The sequence below is a fragment of the Frigoribacterium sp. Leaf263 genome, assembly GCF_001422285.1.
GTDB lineage: Bacteria > Actinomycetota > Actinomycetes > Actinomycetales > Microbacteriaceae > Frigoribacterium.
In genome coordinates this window covers 172188-190516 of sequence record NZ_LMMO01000003.1, presented here as the reverse complement: position 1 = coordinate 190516, position 18329 = coordinate 172188, and the positions used below count along the sequence as shown (strand labels likewise).

At 71.9% G+C, this 18329-nt stretch carries 16 protein-coding genes and 1 pseudogene; 12 read left to right on the top strand and 5 right to left on the bottom strand.

The window, feature by feature from the left end:
* Positions 1-8: 8 nt before the first annotated feature.
* Positions 9-1817: a succinate dehydrogenase flavoprotein subunit gene (sdhA, locus tag ASF17_RS04940; protein ID WP_055795999.1), complete on the top strand. Its 1809-nt coding sequence runs from the start codon at positions 9-11 to the stop codon at positions 1815-1817.
* Between the two features lies 1 nt (position 1818).
* Positions 1819-2574, top strand: a complete 756-nt coding sequence (locus ASF17_RS04935; protein WP_055795997.1) for a succinate dehydrogenase iron-sulfur subunit — start codon at positions 1819-1821, stop codon at positions 2572-2574.
* Between the two features lie 94 nt (positions 2575-2668).
* Here ASF17_RS04935 and ASF17_RS04930 read toward each other — a convergent pair whose 3' ends face one another.
* Positions 2669-3016: a hypothetical protein gene (locus tag ASF17_RS04930; RefSeq protein WP_055795995.1), complete on the bottom strand. Its 348-nt coding sequence runs from the start codon at positions 3014-3016 to the stop codon at positions 2669-2671.
* Positions 3006-4196 (bottom strand): DUF6177 family protein, encoded by a 1191-nt coding sequence (locus ASF17_RS04925; protein WP_156357311.1) that lies wholly within the window; start codon positions 4194-4196, stop codon positions 3006-3008. The genes ASF17_RS04930 and ASF17_RS04925 overlap by 11 nt, the downstream gene beginning before the upstream one ends.
* A 209-nt stretch (positions 4197-4405) precedes the next feature.
* Here ASF17_RS04925 and ASF17_RS04920 point away from each other — a divergent pair, with 209 nt between their 5' ends.
* Positions 4406-4858 (top strand): hypothetical protein, encoded by a 453-nt coding sequence (locus ASF17_RS04920; RefSeq protein WP_055795989.1) that lies wholly within the window; start codon positions 4406-4408, stop codon positions 4856-4858.
* A 4-nt stretch (positions 4859-4862) separates the two neighbouring features.
* Here the strand turns inward: ASF17_RS04920 and ptsP are convergent, their stop codons facing one another.
* Positions 4863-6518 carry a phosphoenolpyruvate--protein phosphotransferase gene (gene ptsP / locus ASF17_RS04915; protein ID WP_082475082.1) on the bottom strand — a complete coding sequence of 552 codons (1656 nt, stop codon included), beginning with the start codon at positions 6516-6518 and terminating at the stop codon, positions 4863-4865.
* 152 nt (positions 6519-6670) lie between these two features.
* Between ptsP and ASF17_RS04910 the strand changes: the two genes are divergently transcribed.
* The 9 genes and pseudogenes from ASF17_RS04910 to ASF17_RS04870 all read left to right on the top strand — a co-directional run bounded on the left by ASF17_RS04910 (position 6671) and on the right by ASF17_RS04870 (position 16626).
* Positions 6671-7774, top strand: a complete 1104-nt coding sequence (locus ASF17_RS04910) for a YihY/virulence factor BrkB family protein (RefSeq protein WP_055795986.1) — start codon at positions 6671-6673, stop codon at positions 7772-7774.
* 10 nt (positions 7775-7784) lie between these two features.
* Positions 7785-8630 (top strand): exodeoxyribonuclease III, encoded by an 846-nt coding sequence (locus ASF17_RS04905; RefSeq protein WP_055798228.1) that lies wholly within the window; start codon positions 7785-7787, stop codon positions 8628-8630.
* Between the two features lie 23 nt (positions 8631-8653).
* Positions 8654-9709: a tryptophan--tRNA ligase gene (gene trpS / locus ASF17_RS04900; RefSeq protein WP_082475080.1), complete on the top strand. Its 1056-nt coding sequence runs from the start codon at positions 8654-8656 to the stop codon at positions 9707-9709.
* Positions 9710-9711: 2 nt separating this feature from the next.
* Complete coding sequence (locus tag ASF17_RS15745; RefSeq protein WP_055795983.1) at positions 9712-10356, top strand: GNAT family N-acetyltransferase; 645 nt, start codon at positions 9712-9714, stop codon at positions 10354-10356.
* On the top strand, positions 10353-11387 hold the full coding sequence (gene ribD / locus ASF17_RS04890; RefSeq protein WP_055795980.1) for a bifunctional diaminohydroxyphosphoribosylaminopyrimidine deaminase/5-amino-6-(5-phosphoribosylamino)uracil reductase RibD: 1035 nt from the start codon (positions 10353-10355) through the stop codon (positions 11385-11387). Before ASF17_RS15745 ends, ribD begins: the two co-directional genes overlap by 4 nt.
* A gap of 23 nt (positions 11388-11410) precedes the next feature.
* Positions 11411-12025: pseudogene (ribA, locus tag ASF17_RS04885) on the top strand (GTP cyclohydrolase II); the annotation flags it as partial.
* Between the two features lie 178 nt (positions 12026-12203).
* Entirely contained in the window at positions 12204-13550 is a 1347-nt protein-coding gene (locus ASF17_RS04880) for an MFS transporter (protein WP_055795973.1), read from the top strand.
* Between the two features lie 101 nt (positions 13551-13651).
* The gene (locus ASF17_RS04875; protein ID WP_055795970.1) at positions 13652-15553 is read left to right on the top strand and encodes an ABC transporter ATP-binding protein; all 1902 of its coding nucleotides are present in this window, start codon (positions 13652-13654) and stop codon (positions 15551-15553) included.
* Between the two features lie 32 nt (positions 15554-15585).
* On the top strand, positions 15586-16626 hold the full coding sequence (locus ASF17_RS04870) for an enoyl-CoA hydratase/isomerase family protein (RefSeq protein ID WP_055795967.1): 1041 nt from the start codon (positions 15586-15588) through the stop codon (positions 16624-16626).
* Between the two features lie 30 nt (positions 16627-16656).
* Here ASF17_RS04870 and ASF17_RS04865 read toward each other — a convergent pair whose 3' ends face one another.
* A complete protein-coding gene (locus ASF17_RS04865; RefSeq protein ID WP_055795965.1) occupies positions 16657-17685 on the bottom strand; it encodes a Gfo/Idh/MocA family protein in 1029 nt (342 codons plus the stop codon).
* Positions 17682-18329, bottom strand: a complete 648-nt coding sequence (locus ASF17_RS04860) for an isochorismatase family protein (RefSeq protein WP_082475079.1) — start codon at positions 18327-18329, stop codon at positions 17682-17684. The genes ASF17_RS04865 and ASF17_RS04860 overlap by 4 nt, the downstream gene beginning before the upstream one ends.

The window sequence follows — 18329 nt, the reverse complement described above, 5'->3', positions numbered from 1 at the left end:
AAAGCACCGTGACCACACCTTCCCCCGCTCCTGAGAGCACCATCGTCGACGGCATCCACTACCACCAGCACGACATCGTCATCGTGGGAGCAGGAGGCGCGGGGATGCGGGCCGCCATCGAGGCCGGTCCGAACGCCAGCACCGCCGTCATCTCGAAGCTCTACCCCACGCGCTCGCACACCGGAGCCGCGCAGGGCGGCATGGCCGCGGCCCTGGCCAACGTGGAGGACGACAACTGGGAGTGGCACACCTTCGACACGGTCAAGGGAGGCGACTACCTCGTCGACCAGGACGCCGCCGAGATCCTCGCCAAGGAGGCCATCGACGCCGTCCTCGACCTCGAGAACATGGGGCTGCCCTTCAACCGGACGCCCGAGGGCAAGATCGATCAGCGTCGCTTCGGCGGGCACACGGCGGAGCACGGCAAGAACCCCGTCCGTCGCGCCTGCTACGCCGCCGACCGCACCGGCCACATGATCCTCCAGACCCTGTACCAGAACTGCGTCAAGCACGGGATCAACTTCTTCAACGAGTTCTACGTCCTCGACCTGATCATGGGCGAGATCGACGGGGAAGAACGCCCGGCCGGCGTCATTGCCTACGAGCTCGCGACCGGCGACCTGCACGTCTTCCAGGGCAAGGCCGTCATCTTCGCGACCGGGGGCTTCGGCAAGATCTACAAGACGACGTCGAACGCGCACACCCTCACGGGAGACGGCGTCGGCATCATCTGGCGGAAGGGCCTGCCGCTGGAGGACATGGAGTTCTTCCAGTTCCACCCGACCGGCCTCGCCGGTCTCGGCATCCTCCTCAGCGAGGCGGCGCGCGGCGAGGGCGCCATCCTCCGCAACAGCGAGGGCGAGCGCTTCATGGAGCGCTACGCCCCCACCATCAAGGACCTCGCACCTCGTGACATCGTCGCCCGCTGCATGGCGACCGAGATCCGCGAGGGCCGAGGCGCCGGTCCGCACAAGGACTACGTCTACCTCGACATCACCCACCTCGACCCCGCGGTGATCGACGCCAAGCTGCCCGACATCACCGAGTTCGCCCGCACCTACCTCGGTGTCGAGCCCTACACCGAGCCCGTCCCCGTCCTCCCGACGGCGCACTACGCGATGGGCGGCATCCCGACGAACGTCAAGGCCGAGGTGCTGCGCGACAACACGACCGTCGTCCCGGGCCTCTACGCCGCCGGCGAGTGCGCCTGCGTGAGCGTGCACGGCTCGAACCGCCTCGGGACGAACTCGCTGCTCGACATCAACGTCTTCGGCAAGCGCGCCGGCAACAACGCGGTCGAGTTCGTCCGGGACGCCCCCTTCGTCCCGCTGCCCGACGACCCGGCGGGCTTCGTCCGGGGGCTCGTGGCCGACGTCCGCGCCGCGACCGGCACCGAGCGCATCGCGACCCTCCGCAAGGAGCTGCAGGACAGCATGGACCGGAACGCGCAGGTCTTCCGCACGGAAGAGACCCTCGACGAGGTCACGCACGTGATCGCCGATCTGCGGGAGCGGTTCAAGAACATCAGCGTGCAGGACAAGGGCAAGCGGTTCAACACCGATCTGCTCGAGGCGATCGAGCTCGGGTTCCTGCTCGACCTCGCCGAGGTCGTCGTGTACTCGGCGCGTTCGCGCCAGGAGAGCCGCGGCGGGCACTTCCGCGAGGACTACCCGACACGCGACGACGAGAACTGGCTCGTGCACACGATGGCCTACCTGACGGGCGACCCGCACTCGTCGCTCGCCGGCGACCACATCCGCCTCGACACGAAGCCCGTCGTCATCACGAACTACCAGCCGATGGAACGGAAGTACTGACATGAGCACCGCTGTCCTCGAGAACGCCCCCGCCGGGGCCGACGCCGTCCCCACCTTCACCGCGACGCTGATCATCCGGCGTTTCGACCCCGAGGTGGACTCCGAGCCGCGCTGGCAGGACTTCGACGTCCAGGTGCTGCCGACCGACCGCGTGCTCGACGCGCTGCACCAGATCAAGTGGGAGCAGGACGGCTCGCTGACCTTCCGCCGCTCGTGCGCGCACGGCATCTGCGGCTCGGACGCCATGCGGATCAACGGCCGCAACCGCCTCGCCTGCAAGACCCTCATCAAGGACCTCGACCTGACGCAGCCGATCTACGTCGAGGCGATCAAGGGCCTGCCCCTCGAGAAGGACCTCGTCGTCGACATGGAGCCGTTCTTCCAGTCGTACCGTGAGATCCAGCCGTTCCTGATGGCCTCCTCCAAGCCGGAGAAGGAGCGCCTGCAGAGCGCCACGCAGCGGGCCCGCTTCGACGACACGACCAAGTGCATCCTCTGCGCCGCGTGCACCTCGAGCTGCCCGGTCTTCTGGACCGACGGCCAGTACTTCGGGCCGGCCGCGATCGTCAACGCGCACCGGTTCATCTTCGACTCGCGCGACGAGGGCGCTCAGGTCCGACTCGACATCCTCAACGACAAAGAGGGCGTCTGGCGCTGCCGCACGACCTTCAACTGCACCGAGGCGTGCCCTCGCGGCATCCAGGTGACCCAGGCGATCGCCGAGGTCAAGCAGGCCGTCCTCCGCGGGAAGGCCTAGCGCAGATCGGAGTCATGACGAGGGGTGCCGGGCGATCGCCCGGCACCCCTCGTCATGCGACGCCCGACTCCGGCCGAGCCGCCACCGTCAGGGCTCAGTCGTCCTCGACGATGCAGACGGCGTCGAGGGCCAGGGCGAGGCGGAGAGCCACCGACACACCGGCCTCGCCGTCGTCACCGAGGGGCGCCGACGCGTCGATCCAGAAGACCGGGAGGCGCACCTCCGGCGGGTCGGGCAGCAGGCGCTCGATCTCGCCCACCGTCGCGAGCTCCTGAGCGCCGTAGACGGTCAGCAGGGCCCGGCCGCCCCGGGCGAAGACCTGGTGAGCCGTCGCCCCGTCGATCGGTCGGACCCCGTACGACTCGTCGATGGCGCGTGCCGCCGTCGCGAGATCGAGTCCGTCGGGAGCCTGAGGACTCAGGATCGTGATGTCACGAGGCACTGTCGCGCCCCTCCTTCGCCTCTCCGTCGTCAGTCGACGGGTCGTCGGGCCCGTCGGGGGTCTCGTGGTCGGCCGGCGAGGTCTCCGCACCGTCGGCGTCGCCCTGGTGCAGGAGGTCGAACTCGTGGAGGTCCTCCTCCCAGGCCTGCAGCAGCGGGCTCGAGACGAGGGTGGCGAGGCGTTCGGGTCCGACGGCCTCGAGGGTCTGGTGGAGGGCGTCCCACCCGGCGGTCCTCGCGTCGCCGAGCGGCAGGACGAACGCCGGGAGGCTCGGTCGACCGACGACCTTGGCGTCGTCACCCGTCGGGAGCGTCGCCAGCTCGAGGCCGAGCCGCCTCACCGACGGCGCCCCGATCAGCAGGGCGACGGGGTTGGGAGGCGGGTAGGTGACGGCGCAGACGCACCGGTCGGCCTCGCCCTCGCGGGCCACGACGAGCGCGAACGTCGGCAGACTCCGCCGCGCGATCTCGGCCAGGGCGTCCGTGAGACGCGTGATGCCGGCGTCGAGCGAGTCTCCCTCGACGTCGTCGACCACGTCGACCGTCACGGAGACCGTCTCCTCGATGCCGTGCTCGGTGACACGGGCGGTGACGGTCCCCGAGAGGTGAGGCCCCTCCGCGAGGATCCGCAGGGGTTCCGGAGCCGCGTGCCTGGCGTGCTGCGTCATGACCCACCGGTCCCACGGATGCAGCAACGGCTCGGTCACGCCCCAGGAGACGGGGAGACTGCCGGAGACGGCCTCGGCGATGAGCTCCACCGCGCCTCCCAGGCTGGTGTCGTGCGCGGCGCGATGCAGGATGGTCAGGTCGACCGTCAGCTGGATCCTCGTGTCGATCGCCTGGCTGATCTCGGGGAACTCGACCACCTCCGTGCCGACCTCCTCGACGGGCGTGCCCGCGTCGTCGACGTCGACGTACGGGCGACCGGTGAGGCCGTCGCGCAGGTCTCCGCGGTCGTCGTGCACGACCCAGGCGGCTCCTGCCTCGACCAGGGCCGATCGAAGTCCGACCGTGAGCCGCGACCGCTCGCTCGAGACGAGGACGACGCGCCGGCGATGACGACGACGGCGCAGGAGATCCGCCAGGGGCGGGCTCAGGCGGAGCACCCGGCCCCGACCGTCGACACGGACCACGCGCGACGTGACGGCGTCGACGAGAGGATGTCGAATTGGGGTTCCCACACGCCCAGTCTGCTCCACGGAAGCCGAGGCGGTCCGGACCGCCGCCGACTCGCAGCCCACGCGCATGGCCGGGCGGGGAGCCCGGGAGGCCACCGCGCGGGCTCGACGACGATGCGGGCGCGGACGCCTAAACTGATGAGAGCTCCTCACGGGTCGTCGACGACGCCCGCGACGACTCCACCACGACCCCGAACGAGAGGCCGCGACGCATGGACGTCACCCGCCAGCAGCAATTGCAGAACGAGATCGCCGCGACGTTCGCGGAGTCCCTCGCCGGCCACGACTGGGCCGAGGCGACGCTCTTCCTCGTCGAGGTCGGTTCCACGTCGCGCGTGTGGGTCGACGCCCTCGATGCCGCCGGCGGTGTGAAGCACGGTCTCGCGGTCCCCGACGTGGCTGGGGCCGGATCGCGCCTCCGCGAGGTCATGGCCGACCCGGAGAAGGGCGCCTGGTTCTCGTTCGCGTTGTCTCTGACGAGCGACGGGTCGTTCACGGCCCGCTTCACCCTCGATCGCCGCGTCTACGACAACCCGGCGTCGCCGTTCGAGCCGGGCCCGACCGGCGACGTGCCCACGGACGCGGACTACGTCGCCGATCTCGAGCGGTTCCCGCGCAGCGACCGTTACCGGCCGACCTGGCTGCCGGCGGCCCGGTCGCTCTGACGGACTAGCGGGCCGCGACGACCGCCTCGGCGGCTTCGCGGGCGCCCGACGCCGTCGTCGCCTCGATCGCGGCGGCGGCCAGAGCCTTCGCCTGCTCGAGCGTGTGACCGCCCAGCTCGAGGCGGACGTCGGCCAGGGCGGCCGGGGTCATCGACAGGGTCGTGGCTCCGAGACCGACGAGCACCACGGCGAGCAGCGGGTCGGCGGCGGCCTCGCCGCAGATGCCGACGGGCTTGCCGGCCGACGCGCCGGCCTCGCCGAGGGCTCGGACGAGGCGCAGGACCGCGGGGTGCCACGGGTCCTGGTACGAGGCGACGGAGCCGAGCATGCGGTCGGCGGCCAGCGTGTACTGCGTGAGGTCGTTGGTTCCGATGCTGACGAAGTCGGCGGTGCGGAGCACCTGGTCGGCCAGGACCGCGAGCGACGGCACCTCGGCCATGACGCCAACGGTCTTCAGCCCGAGCTCGCGTCCGAGGGCGACGAAGTACTCGGTCTCCTCCGCGTCGCTCACCATGGGGGCCATGACCCACAGGTCCGCGGTGGTGGCGGCCTGGGCCTGGGCGAGCGCGGTCAGCTGGTCGCGGAGGATGTCCTCTTTGACCCGGAGGGCCCGCAGCCCGCGGAGGCCGAGCGCCGGGTTCTCCTCGTGGGCGTCGTTCAGGAAGCTCAGGGGCTTGTCGGCACCGGCGTCGAGCGCGCGGACGACGACCTTCTTCCCGGGGAACGCCTCGAGGAGGGCCGTGTAGCTCGCCGTCTGACTCTCGACCGTCGGCGCCGTCGACGAGCCGAGGAAGAGGAACTCCGTGCGGAAGAGGCCGACGCCCTCGGCACCCAGCTCGACCGCGCCGGCGGCCTCGTCCGGCGAGCCCAGGTTGGCCAGCAGCGGGACGACGTGACCGTCGGCGAGCGCACCGTCGGTCAACGGGGCCGCGGCCGCGGCGCGGCGGTCGGCGATGCGCTTCTCGGCGGCCGCGATCTCGTCGGCCGAGGGGTCGACGGTGACGACGCCCGTCGCGGCGTCCGCGACGACCATGGTGCCGTCGACGAGCTCGAGGGCGCCGGTCACGCCGACGATCGCCGGGATGGACTTGGAGCGCGCGAGGATCGCGGTGTGCGACGTCGGGCCGCCGTCGCGTGTGATGAGGGCGAGGACCTTGTCGAGGTCGAGCAGCGCCGTGTCGGCCGGAGCCAGGTCGGGGGCGACGAGCACGAACGGGGTGTCGCTCTCGGGGACGCCGGGCGCCGCGACTCCGCGGAGCGACGCGATGACGCGCTGGGCGACGTCGCCCAGGTCGGTGGCGCGTTCGGCCATGTAGCCGCCCATGCCGACGAGCATCTCCTGGAAGGCGGCGAACGCCTCGAAGACCGCCCGCTCGCCCGTCGCGCCGTCGGCGATGCGCTGCTCGACGTCGTCGGCCAGCGTGGGGTCGACCGCCATGAGGGCCTGGGCGTCGAGGACGTCCTTCGCCTCTCCGCCGGCCTTCTCACCGCGGGCCGTCAGATCGTCCGCGACCGTCCGGAGGGCACGGGTCACTCCGGCGAACTCGGCGTCCGCCTCGGTCGCGCGCTTCTCGGTGCCCGGTTCCGGGAGGGGATCCGGCATCCGCAGGATCGGGCCGACGGCCACTCCGCGTCCGACGCCAACGCCCTGTAGTGCCACTGTGAACCTCTTCGTATCGGTGAGTTCGGATGCCGGGCACGAGCGGTGAGCACGCGCCACGCGGTCGTCCGCCATCGTACGCGAGAGGCGTCCCGTTCCGACGCCCCGTGCGCCCGCCGGACGCGCGCCTCCCCCGCCCCTACCCTGGGACGATGCGACGACGACGAGGAGAGGAGAGGCACCCGGCCCGCCCCGGGATCGACGACGACCAGGCGACGCGATCGAGGGCCGCCCGGGTCGCGACCGCACGACCCGTCAGGGTCGTCGGACGCTACGTCGGTGCGAAGGGCCCCCTGCTGGCCGCCGGTCTCACGTATCAGGCGCTGTTCGCGCTGTTCGCCGGGCTGTGGGTCGGCTTCTCGGTCGCCGGATTCGTCGTGTCGGGCGACGAGGCCCTCCGCGACCAGCTCGTCGTCTTCATCCGCACGGCCGTCCCGGGCCTGATCCAGGACTCCTCCGGGGCCGGGGTCGTCGACCCGGACGCCCTGCTCGACGCGACCGTCTTCGGCTGGACGGGCGCGATCGCCCTCGTCGGCCTCCTCTTCTCGTCGATCACGCTGTTCGGCGGCATGCGCGACTCCGTCCGGACGATCTTCCGGGCGCCCTCCCCCGCGACCCCGTTCCTGCGGCTGGTGCTCCGCGACCTCGGCCTGGCGATCGCCTTCGGCGCGGCCGTCGTCGTGTCGGCCACCGTGTCGCTGCTCAGCACGACGGCGGTGCGCTGGGCGCTGCACCTGCTCGATCTGTCGACGAGCTCGCCGGCGTCGGTCCTGCTGCTCCGCGCGACCGCGCTCGTACTCGTGTTCCTGTTCGACGCCGTCGTCCTGGCCGCGCTGTTCCGGGTGCTGGCGGGTCTGCACATCCCCGGCCGGCGCCTCCTCGTCGGCTCCGCGATCGGGGCGGCGGGGTTCGTGGCGCTGACCGTCGTCGGCGGCACCCTGCTCCGCGCGACGGGCAGCAACCCGCTGCTCGCGTCGTTCGCTGCGATCATCGGTCTGCTCATCGTCATCGACCTCCTCTGCCAGGTGCTGCTGCTCGCCGCGGCGTGGATCGCGGTCGGCATGGACGACATCGGAGTGCTCGCCGACCCGCATCAGGAGGCCGAGCGGCTCCGGGTGCTCGAGGAGGAGCGGCTGGCTCAGGAGGCGCGGGTCGCCTCCCGGTCCCGCCGGGCCGTCTCGGCGGTGCGGGGCCTGCTCATCCGGGTGCCCCTGCCGTCGCGCCGGCGCGGCGGGGGTGACGGTGGCCGCCGGTAGTCTTCTGCGCATGGGAACACGCCTCCGTCTCGCCTCCGTCAACGTCAACGGCATCCGGGCCGCGTACCGCAAGGGCATGGGCGACTGGCTCGCCGACCGCGATGTGGACATCCTCACGCTCCAAGAGGTGCGGGCCACGACCGACGACCTCGAGGGTCTGCTCGGCCCCGACTGGAACGTCATCCACCATCCCGCCACGGCGAAGGGCCGCGCCGGCGTCGCCATCGCGTCGCGCGGCGTCGCCGACGTGCACCGCGTCGAGCTCGGCGCCGACGACTTCGACAGCGCGGGTCGCTGGATCGAGGCGGATTACGACGTCGACGGCACGATCGTCACGGTCGTGAGCACGTACGTGCACTCGGGCGAGGTGGGCACCGAGAAGCAGGACGAGAAATGGAAGTTCCTCGACGCCATGACCGAGCGTCTGCCCCAGCTGGCGGCGCACAACCGACTCGCCGTCGTCACGGGCGACCTCAACGTGGGTCACCGCGAGCTCGACATCAAGAACTGGAAGGGCAACGTGAAGCGGGCAGGGTTCCTGCCCCGCGAGCGCTCGTACTTCGACCGGTTCTTCGGCGAGTCCGGTGCGGCGGTCGAGACCGTCGACGGCACGGGCGGGCAGGGGCTCGGCTGGGTCGACGTGGGCCGCCGTCTCTCGGGCGAGGTCGAGGGGCCGTACTCGTGGTGGTCCTGGCGGGGCCAGGCCTTCGACAACGACACCGGGTGGCGCATCGACTACCACGTCGCCACTCCGGACCTCGCCGACAAGGCCACCGCTCACACCATCGACCGTGCAGCCTCGTACGACAAGCGCTGGTCGGACCACGCCCCCGTCGTCGTCGACTACGACATCTGATCTCTCCGACCCCTGAGGACGTCATGACCGGCACCACCCCCTCCCCTGCTCCCACCGCTGCCAGCGCCGACCCGTCGCGCCGCCCCCGGCTCTTCTCCGGCATGCAGCCCTCCGCCGACTCCCTCCACATCGGCAACTACGTCGGCGCCCTGCTGCAGTGGCGCGACCAGCAGTCCACGCACGACGCCCTCTTCTGCGTCGTCGACATGCACGCCATCACCGTCGCGCAGGACCCTGCCACGCTGCGCGAGTCGACCCGTCGCACGGCCGCGCAGTACATCGCGGCGGGAATCGATCCGGCGCTGTCCACTCTCTTCATCCAGTCGCACGTCCCGGCCCATGCCCAGCTCGCCTGGGTGCTGAACACGCTGACGGGCTTCGGCGAGGCGAGCCGGATGACGCAGTTCAAAGACAAGGCCGCCAAGCAGGGTGCCGACTCCGCGTCCCTCGGGCTCTTCGCCTATCCGACCCTGATGGCCGCCGACATCCTGCTCTACGGCGCCGAGGTCGTCCCGGTCGGCGACGACCAGCGCCAGCACGTCGAGCTGACCAGAGACCTCGCCACCCGCTTCAACTCACGGTTTGGCACGACGTTCGTGGTCCCCGAGGCGACCATCCAGAAGGAGTCGGCCCGGGTCTACGACCTGCAGAACCCCGAGTCGAAGATGAGCAAGTCGGCCGCCACCGAGTCGGGTGTGGTGTGGATGCTCGACGAGCCCTCGCGGACGGCCAAGAAGATCAAGTCCGCCGTCACCGACACCGAGCGCGAGATCCGCTTCGACCGGGGCGCCAAGCCGGGTGTCTCGAACCTGCTGACCATCCAGTCCGCCTTCACCGGTCGAACGGTGGCGGACCTCGAGGAGCACTACACGGGTCGCGGCTACGGCGACCTCAAGAAGGACGTCGCCGAGGTCGTCGTCGAGACCTTCACGCCGATCCGCGCGCGCGCCCTCGAGCTGCTCGACGACCCGGCGGAGCTCGATCGCGTCCTGGCCGGCAACGCCGACCGCGCGAACGAGATCGCGCAGTCGACCCTCGACACGGTGCACGACCGCATCGGCTTCCTCCGCAAGGCCTGATCGTGCAGCCCTTCGTCCTGGCATCCGACGCGGTTCGCCTCGCGGTGCCCGAACGGGCCGACATCCCCGCCGTGGTCGACGCCTGCAGCGACCCCCTGCTGCAGAAGTACACGACGGTGCCGGTGCCGTACGACTCGTCCGACGCCGAGTTCTTCCTCCGGCGGATCGTCGACCACGGCTGGTCGACGGGTCGCGAGTACACCTGGGGCGTTAGGGCTCCGGGTTCGTCGCTGCTCGTGGGCATGATCAGTCTCCGGTTCGCCGACGACGACATCGGCTTCTGGATGTCCCCCGGCTACCGCGGGCGCGGGCTCATGACGGCCGCCGTCGGGCTGGTCGCCGACTGGGCCTTCTCGACCGGCGGCGTGGACGAGCTCTATTGGGAGGCGTTCCTCGACAACGACGGCAGCGCCGGGGTCGCCCGCTCGGCCGGATTCCGCTACACCGGCGACGCCCGCGGTCTGCACCCCGACCGCGACGGCTCGCACCCGCTCTGCCGGACAGGGCGTCTCCGCGCCGGAGACGACCGTACGGTGAAGACCGGCTGGCCGCTCACGGGTCCCCGCTCGGAATACCCCCGAGACGCCGGAGTTGACTCCCCTGATCGCATCGCACCGGGCGGCACGATCGAGTCGGAGACCGCATGACCCCGCCATCGAGCGCCTATGACGCCCCGATGCGGCGCGCGTTCGAGCTGGCCGGTCGAGGCACCTCCCTCGGGCGGAATCCCCAGGTCGGCTGCGTCCTGCTGCGCTCCGACTCGTCCGTCGCGGCGGAGGGCTGGCACCGCGGCTCCGGGACCCCGCACGCGGAAGTCGACGCGCTGGCCAGGCTGCGGCCCGACGAGACCCGTGGTCTGACCGCGGTGGTCAGTCTCGAACCCTGCGACCACACCGGTCTCACGGGCCCCTGCAGCGAGGCTCTGATCGAGGCGGGGGTGTCGCGCGTCGTGTACGCCGTGGCGGATCCGGGCGAGGCGTCCTCGGGTGGTGCGGAGCGCCTCCGCCGAGCGGGTGTCGAGGTCCTCGGCGGGGTGCTCGCCGAGGAGGGCGAGGAGGCGATCCGACCCTGGCTCGTCGCGACGCGATCCCGTCGACCCTTCGTGACGCTCAAGTGGGCGTCGAGCCTCGACGGCCGCTCCGCCGCCGCCGACGGCAGCAGCCAGTGGATCACGGGCACGGCGGCCCGTCAGCACGTCCACGAGCGACGCGCGGCCCACGATGCGATCCTCGTCGGCACGGGCACCGTCCTCGCCGACGACCCCAGCCTCACCGCGCGCGGCGACGCCGGCGAGCTGCTGCACGAGCAGCCCCTGCCCGTCGTCCTCGGTCGGCGCCGCGTCCCCGAGGGCGCAGCGCTCCGCCGCCATCCGAGACCGCTGGTCGAGACCGGCAGCCGCGACGTGGCCGGGGTGCTCTCCGACCTCTTCGACCGAGGCGTGCGTCGTCTCTTCGTCGAGGGCGGCCCCACCGTGGCCAGCGAGTTCGTGCGCCTCGGTCTGGTCGACGACTACCTCCTCTACCTCGCCCCCACCCTCATCGGCGGCCCGCGGGCGGCTCTCGGCGACCTCGGCGTCGAGACCATCGGCGAGCAGATCCGTCTCACGACGACGCGAATCACCCCGTTGGGCGACGATCTCGTCATCGTCGCCCGCGCCCAGCACCGGAGTACGCCATGACCACCACGCCAGCCGCCGCACCCCAGATCTCGTTCGAGGTCGAGACCACCGTCCCGACGACCCACGGCACGTTCGCGTTCCGCGCCTATCGCGATCTCGTCACCGGCGCCGACCACATCGCCGTGGTGGCGACGCGTCCCGACGGTTCGGCTCCCGGCGGCGGCGCTCTCGTCCGTGTGCACTCCGAATGCCTGACGGGCGAGGCGTTCGGCTCGCTGAAGTGCGAGTGCGGCCCGCAGCTCGATGCCGCGCTCAACATCATCCACGAGCAGGGCGGCGTGGTGGTCTACCTCCGCGGCCACGAGGGGCGGGGCATCGGCCTGGTCGACAAGCTGCGCGCCTACCGTCTCCAAGAGGACGGCTACGACACCCTCGACGCCAACCTCGCCCTCGGCCTCCCGGCCGACTCCCGTCAGTACGGTGCCGCCGCCGACATCCTCCGCGACCTCGGCATCGACGAGATCCGGCTGCTCAGCAACAACCCCGAGAAGCGCCGCCAGCTGGTCGAGCACGGCATCGTCGTCTCCGAGCTCGTCCCGCTCGTGGTCGGCGTCGGCGCCGACAACGAGGGCTACCTCGACACGAAGCGCGACCGCATGGGCCACCAGCTGCCCGGGCACCTCCCGTCCGACGGGTGAGCGACGCTCACCGACACGCTAAACTGAGAGACGGCTGTCACGAGCGGCCGAACCACACCGGCGTCGTGCGCCCCTGCTGATCCCCGGCCGTCGCACGTCGCGACGAAGCCCTGCGCGCCCCACCCGGCGCCGCCCCGTCGCCGCCGGCATCGCCTCCCCCCGCCGCTCCGGAGTACCCATGTCGTCATCCGCCGTCGCCTCGTCGACGCACCCCGCCCCTCCTGCCAACAAGCGCTCGCGCGTCATCATCGCGAGCCTCGTCGGCACGTCCATCGAGTTCTACGATTTCTACGTCTACGCCACCGCCGCCGTGCTGGTGTTCCCGACGATCTTCTTCGCGAACGACGACCCGGCGGTCGCCCGTCTGGCCTCGTTCGCCGTCTTCGGCGTCGCCTTCATCGCGCGCCCCGTGGGGTCGATCGTGTTCGGCCACTTCGGCGACCGGATCGGCCGCAAGGGCACCCTGGTCGCCTCGCTGCTGACGATGGGCATCGCGACCGTGCTGATCGGCTGCATCCCGGCCGGCACGACGCCCGGCTGGGCGGTCGCCGGGCCCGCGTGCCTCGTCGTGCTGCGCTTCTGCCAGGGCCTTGGCCTCGGCGGCGAGTGGAGCGGCGCCGCGCTGCTGGCGACCGAGAACGCGCCGAAGAACCGTCGCGCCATCTACGGCACGTTCCCGCAGCTCGGGGCCCCGATCGGCTTCATCATCGCGAACCTGCTCTTCGTGCTGCTCAACACCACCCTCACGGAAGAGCAGTTCATGTCCTGGGGCTGGCGTCTGCCGTTCCTCGCGAGCGCGCTGCTGGTGATCATCGGGCTCTACGTGCGCTTCAAGCTCATCGAGACGCCCGCGTTCCAGAAGGTCGTCGACTCGGGCTCCGTCGCGAAGCTGCCGCTCGCGCGTGTGTTCACGACGAGCTGGCGCCCGCTCATCCTCGGCACGTTCATCATGCTGGCGACGTACACGCTCTTCTACCTCATGACGACCTTCACGCTGACGTTCGGCACGGCCGACGCGGCGGGCGACCCGGCCGGTCTCGGGATCCCGCGCACGCAGTTCCTGTGGATGCTCATCCTCGGCGTGGTCTTCTTCGGCATCTTCACCCTCGTCTCCGGACCTCTGGCCGAGAGGTACGGCCGCCGCACGACCCTGATCTGCGTGACGGCCGGCATCCTCGTCTTCGGGTTCCTCTTCGCCCCGCTCTTCGCGGGCGGCGTCCTGGGCGCTCAGGCGCTGCTGATCATCGGGTTCGTGCTGATGGGGCTCACCTTCGGCCCGATGGGCGCCGTGCTGCCCGAGCTGTTCCCGACCAGCGTGCGGTACACGGGATCGGCGATCAGCTACAACGTCGCCAGCATCCTCGGTGCCGCCGTCGCGCCGTTCATCGCCGTGGCTCTGTGGACCGCCGCGGGCGGCAGCACCTGGCTGGTGGGCCTGTACCTGTCGTCGATGGCGCTGCTCACCCTGATCGCCCTGGTGCTGAGCCGCGAGACCCGCGACGTGGACTACGAGGCGGTCGACTGACAGGTGGGGTGCGCGCCGACGAAGTACGGTCGTAGTCGGCGGTCCGTCGATCGCCGCGAGCACCGCCGCGCCCGGCGCGGTCGCCAGGCACGAGAGGCATCATGAGCTCCGACACGAGCGCGCGCACCCCCACGACACCCGCCGAGGAGGCGCGGGTCGACGCCCCGAGACCGCGTCGCCGACTCGGTGGCCGTCGCCCTCCCGAGGGGCCCCGTGCCACGTTCCGTCAGCTGCTGCCGTACCTGTTCGAGCACCGGCGGGTCATGGCGGTGATCATCGTGCTCAGCGTGCTGGGCGCCGCCGCGTCGCTCGGTCAGCCGCTGCTCGTCCAGCGGGTCATCGCCGTCGTCGAGCAGGGCGATCCCCTCGGCCGTCTGGTCTGGGCGCTCGTCGCGCTCGTGGTGGCCGCCGGCCTGCTGAGCGGGTTCCAGCACTATCTGCTGCAGCGGACCGGCGAGGGGGTCGTCCTCTCGAGCCGTCGACGCCTCGTGGGCCGGATGCTCCGCCTCCCCATCAGCGAGTTCGACACGCGCCGGACGGGCGATCTCGTGTCGCGGGTCGGCTCGGACACGACGCTGCTGCGGGCCGTCCTGACCCAGGGTCTCGTCGAGGCCATCGGGGGCAGCCTCACCTTCATCGGCGCGCTGGTCGGCATGTTCCTGATCGATCCGGTCCTGCTGGGGTTGACGGTCCTCGTCGTCGCCGTCTCGGTGGTCGTCGTGGTGCTGCTCTCGGGACGCATCCGGGTCGCGAGCCGACAGGCGCAGGAGAAGGTGGGCGATCTCACGGCCGCCGTCGAGCGGGCCATCAGCTCGGTGCGCACGATCCGCGCCTCCGGTGCCACGGAGCGCGAGATCGCAGCGGTCGAGCTCGACGCGGTGGGGGCCTATCAGCGCGGACTCCAGGTCGCCCGGATCTCGGCCCTCGTCGTGCCGATCTCGTCGATCGCTCTGCAGGCGTCGTTCCTGGTCGTGCTCGGGGTGGGCGGCTTCCGCGTCGCCAGCGGCGACATCACCATCGCGTCCCTGGTCTCGTTCGTGCTGTTCCTGTTCCTGATGATCATGCCGCTCGGGCAGGCGCTGGGCGCCGTGCTGAGCGTCAACCAGGCGCTCGGGGCGCTCGGTCGGATCCAGGAGATCCTCGACCTGCCGTCGGAGGACCACGACGACGTCCGCACGGCCGCCGGGATCCCTGCGGGCGGCCCCGCCGGCACGGCCGACGCCGTGACCTTCGACGACGTCCACTTCCGGTACCCCGCCTCGCCCGATGCCGCGCCCGCCGCCGACGACGGGTCGGGCGACGGAGCCCCGGCCGACGACGATCTCACCGTCCTGCGCGGCATCAGCTTCTCCGCGCCCGCCGGGCGCCGGACGGCCCTGGTCGGACCCTCGGGAGCCGGGAAGAGCACCATGCTCGCCCTGATCGAGCGCTTCTACGACCCGACCTCCGGGACCGTCCGGGTCGACGGCGTCGACGTGCGCAGCCTCGACCGCGTCGACCTGCGCTCGCGCATCGGCTACGTCGAACAGGACGCCCCGGTTCTCGCCGGCACGATCCGCGACAACCTCACCCTCGGCTCCCCCGAGGCCACCGACGACGACTGCCGCCGCGTGCTCGAGGCCGTGAACCTCACGGCCGTGCTCGAACGCGGGGACGAGGGTCTCGACGCTCAGGTCGGCGAGGACGGCGTCATGCTCTCGGGCGGCGAGCGCCAGCGTCTGGCCATCGCCCGCACGCTGCTCTCGGCGCCGCCCATCCTGCTGCTCGACGAGTCGACGTCCAGTCTCGACGGGGTGAACGAGCAGCGCCTCCGCGGGGCCATCGACGCCGTCGCTCAGGACCGCACGCTCATCGTGATCGCCCACCGCCTGTCGACGGTCGTCGACAGCGACCAGATCGTCGTCGTCGACGGCGGACGGGTCGTCGGCGTCGGAACCCACTCCGAGCTGGTCGTCAGCACGCCGCTCTACCGCGACCTGGCGAAGCACCAGCTGCTCGTCTGACGTCCGACGCGGGTGCGCGCTACCGTGACCCCATGAGCGACGACGCCGACGACCTCCCGATCGCGACCGAGACGATCGGGGGCGTCGGGGTCCTGACCCTCGATCGACCCGGGAAGATCAACGCCGTGTCCGAGCGGATGCTCGAGCTGATCGACCTGGCGTTGACGGCGTTCGAGCACGATCCCGCCGTCGGGGCCGTGGTCATCCGCGGCGCGGGTCCGCGGGGCTTCTGCGCGGGCGGCGACATCACGCAGATCCACCGCAACGGCACGACCGACCCCTCCCGCAGCATCGCCATGTGGCGGCGGGAGTACCTCGGGGTGCTGCGGCTGTCACGATTCGCGAAACCCATCGTGTCGCTGCTCGACGGGGTCGCCATGGGCGCGGGCATCGGGCTCGGCGGGCACGTCTCGCTGCGGGTGGTCACCGAGCGCAGCGCCGTGGGGATGCCCGAGACGCTGATCGGGCTGACCCCCGACGCCGGCGGCAGCCACCTCCTCGCGCGCGCCCCGGGCGAGCTGGGCACCCACCTGGCGCTGACCGGCCGCGCCATGACCGGAGCCGACGCGATCCTGACCGGCTTCGCCGACGTCCTCGTGCCGTCCGATCGGCTCGACGAGATCGTCCCCGCCCTCGGACGCGGCGGCCTCGAGGCGGTCCGGGCTCTGGCCACCCCGCCGTCCCCCGCTCCCCTCGCCGAGGCGGCCTCGTGGATCGACGCCGCGTACGAGGGCGACGACGCCGTCGCGATCGTCCGCCGGCTCCGCGCAGCGGCGGCCGGGGGCGTCCAGGACGCCGGAGGCGCGGCGGACGACATCGAGGCCGCGTCGCCCACCTCGGTGGTCCTGACCCTCGAGGCGCTGCGTCGCGCCCGCCGCCTCCCCGACCTCGAGGCCGTGCTCGGTCAGGAGCTCGGACTCGTCAGCGCCCTGGCCGACTCCGCGGATCTCGTCGAGGGCATCCGCGCCCGGGTCGTCGACAAGGACCGCCGCCCCCGGTGGACGCCGGCGCGACTGGCCGACGTCGATGCGCCCGCCGTGATCGACCGGGTGGACTGGGCGACCCGGCTGTGAGCGACGGGACGACCTGCTCGACGCGGACGGTCAGCGTGCCGTGCGCCGCGCCTCCTCGATGACCTCGAGGGCTGCGAGCGCGTCGCGCGGATCGACCGGCACCTCGGCTTCGCCGCGCAGGGCGGCGGCGAGACGGCGGTAGAACAGGGGGTAGCGTCCTCGCTCGGTGGGCACGACCCGCCGATCGTCGCCGACGCCCACGGTGCCGTGCCCGTCGGCGCCCACGAGACCGTACTCCGGATCGGAGGGCGAGAGACCCGACGCGAGCTGCGCCTCCTGCGGGTCGAGGCCCGAGACGACGTAGGCCCCCTCTGAGCCGAGTACGCGGAGGCGCGGGCCGGGCTGCGCGGCGACGTGACTCATCCAGAGACGCGACCGGACGCCGCCCGCGTGACGCAGGGACACCATGACGTCGTCGTCGGCCACCGCCGAGGGGCGGCGCGTGGCGATCTCGGCCCGGACGTCGTCGACCGGGCCGAACAGCCGGAGGGCCTGGTCGACGAGGTGCGGACCGAGGTCGAAGAGGATGCCGCCGCCGTCGGAGGCGGTGGCCGAGGACTTCCAGCCCGCCCGGTTGGCGGTCTTCCAGGGTTCGAAGCGCGACTCGAAGGTGTGGACCTCGCCGAGCGAGCCGTCGGCGACGAGGCGCGAGGCGGTCAGGTAGTCGCCGTCGTAGCGGCGGTTCTGATAGACGGTCAGCAGCCGGTCGGCGCTCTCGGCCTCGGCGATCAGCTCACGGGCCTCGCGGGCGGTCGTGGCGACCGGCTTGTCGACGACGACGGCGGATCCCGCGCGGAGCGCCTCGACCGCGACGTCCGCGTGCGTGGCGTTGGGCGTGGCGACGACGACGAGGTCGAGCCCCATGCTCGCGAGGTCGGCGCTGCTCGGCACGACGGCGGCACCGGGGTGGCGGCGCCTCGCATCGGCGGCCCGATCGTCGTCGCGCGTGACCACGGCCTCGACCCGGTACTCGGGGTCGTCGGCGAGCAGAGCGCCATGGAACACGCGACCCGCGAGGCCGAAGCCGACGATTCCGACGCGGATCGGCTCGCCGGTCACGCGTCGGCTCCCGGGTCGACGGTGGACCCGGCGTCGGCGTCGACGTCGACGTCGCGCTCGGCGTCGAGCCCGGCCCGGTCGATGAGGACGGCGCCCGCCCCGGTCATCTCCGCGAGCGCGGCCTCGCTCGAGACCGGGGCGACGCCTGCGACGAGATCCGTGACGACGCGCACGGCGAACCCCGCGGCGAGAGCGTCGAGCACCGAGGCCCGCACGCAGTGGTCGGTCGCGAGCCCGACGACGTCGACGGCGTCGACCCGACGCCCGCGGAGCACGTCGGCCACAGCCCCGCCGTCGTCGGTCACGCCCTCGAAGGCGGAGTACGAGGGGCTGCCCGTCCCCTTCGTGAGATGCACGTCGATCGTCGTCGCGTCGAGGGCCGGGTGGTACTCGGCGCCCGCCGTCCCCTGCACGCAGTGGACCGGCCACGAGTCGACGAAGTCGGGGACGAGCGAGAAGTGGCCGCCGTTGTCGGAGTCCGCCTCGTGCCAGTCGCGGCTGGCGAGCACGAGGTCGTACGCGTCGCGTCGGTGGGCGAGGAGCTCGGCGACCCCCTCGGCCACCCGGGCGCCGCCGGCGACGCCGAGCGCGCCTCCTTCGGTGAAGTCGTTCTGGACGTCGATGACGAGGAGTGCTCTGACCAT

Coding starts and splice junctions, on each gene's coding strand:
- ASF17_RS04905 (WP_055798228.1), top strand. CDS start 7,785: ATGGGAACACGCCTCCGTCTCGCCTCCGTCAACGTCAACGGCATCCGG.
- ASF17_RS04875 (WP_055795970.1), top strand. CDS start 13,652: ATGAGCTCCGACACGAGCGCGCGCACCCCCACGACACCCGCCGAGGAG.
- ASF17_RS04920 (WP_055795989.1), top strand. CDS start 4,406: ATGGACGTCACCCGCCAGCAGCAATTGCAGAACGAGATCGCCGCGACG.
- ASF17_RS04860 (WP_082475079.1), bottom strand. CDS start 18,329: ATGGTCAGAGCACTCCTCGTCATCGACGTCCAGAACGACTTCACCGAA.
- ASF17_RS04870 (WP_055795967.1), top strand. CDS start 15,586: ATGAGCGACGACGCCGACGACCTCCCGATCGCGACCGAGACGATCGGG.
- ASF17_RS04910 (WP_055795986.1), top strand. CDS start 6,671: ATGCGACGACGACGAGGAGAGGAGAGGCACCCGGCCCGCCCCGGGATC.
- ribD (WP_055795980.1), top strand. CDS start 10,353: ATGACCCCGCCATCGAGCGCCTATGACGCCCCGATGCGGCGCGCGTTC.
- ASF17_RS04935 (WP_055795997.1), top strand. CDS start 1,819: ATGAGCACCGCTGTCCTCGAGAACGCCCCCGCCGGGGCCGACGCCGTC.
- trpS (WP_082475080.1), top strand. CDS start 8,654: ATGACCGGCACCACCCCCTCCCCTGCTCCCACCGCTGCCAGCGCCGAC.
- ASF17_RS04880 (WP_055795973.1), top strand. CDS start 12,204: ATGTCGTCATCCGCCGTCGCCTCGTCGACGCACCCCGCCCCTCCTGCC.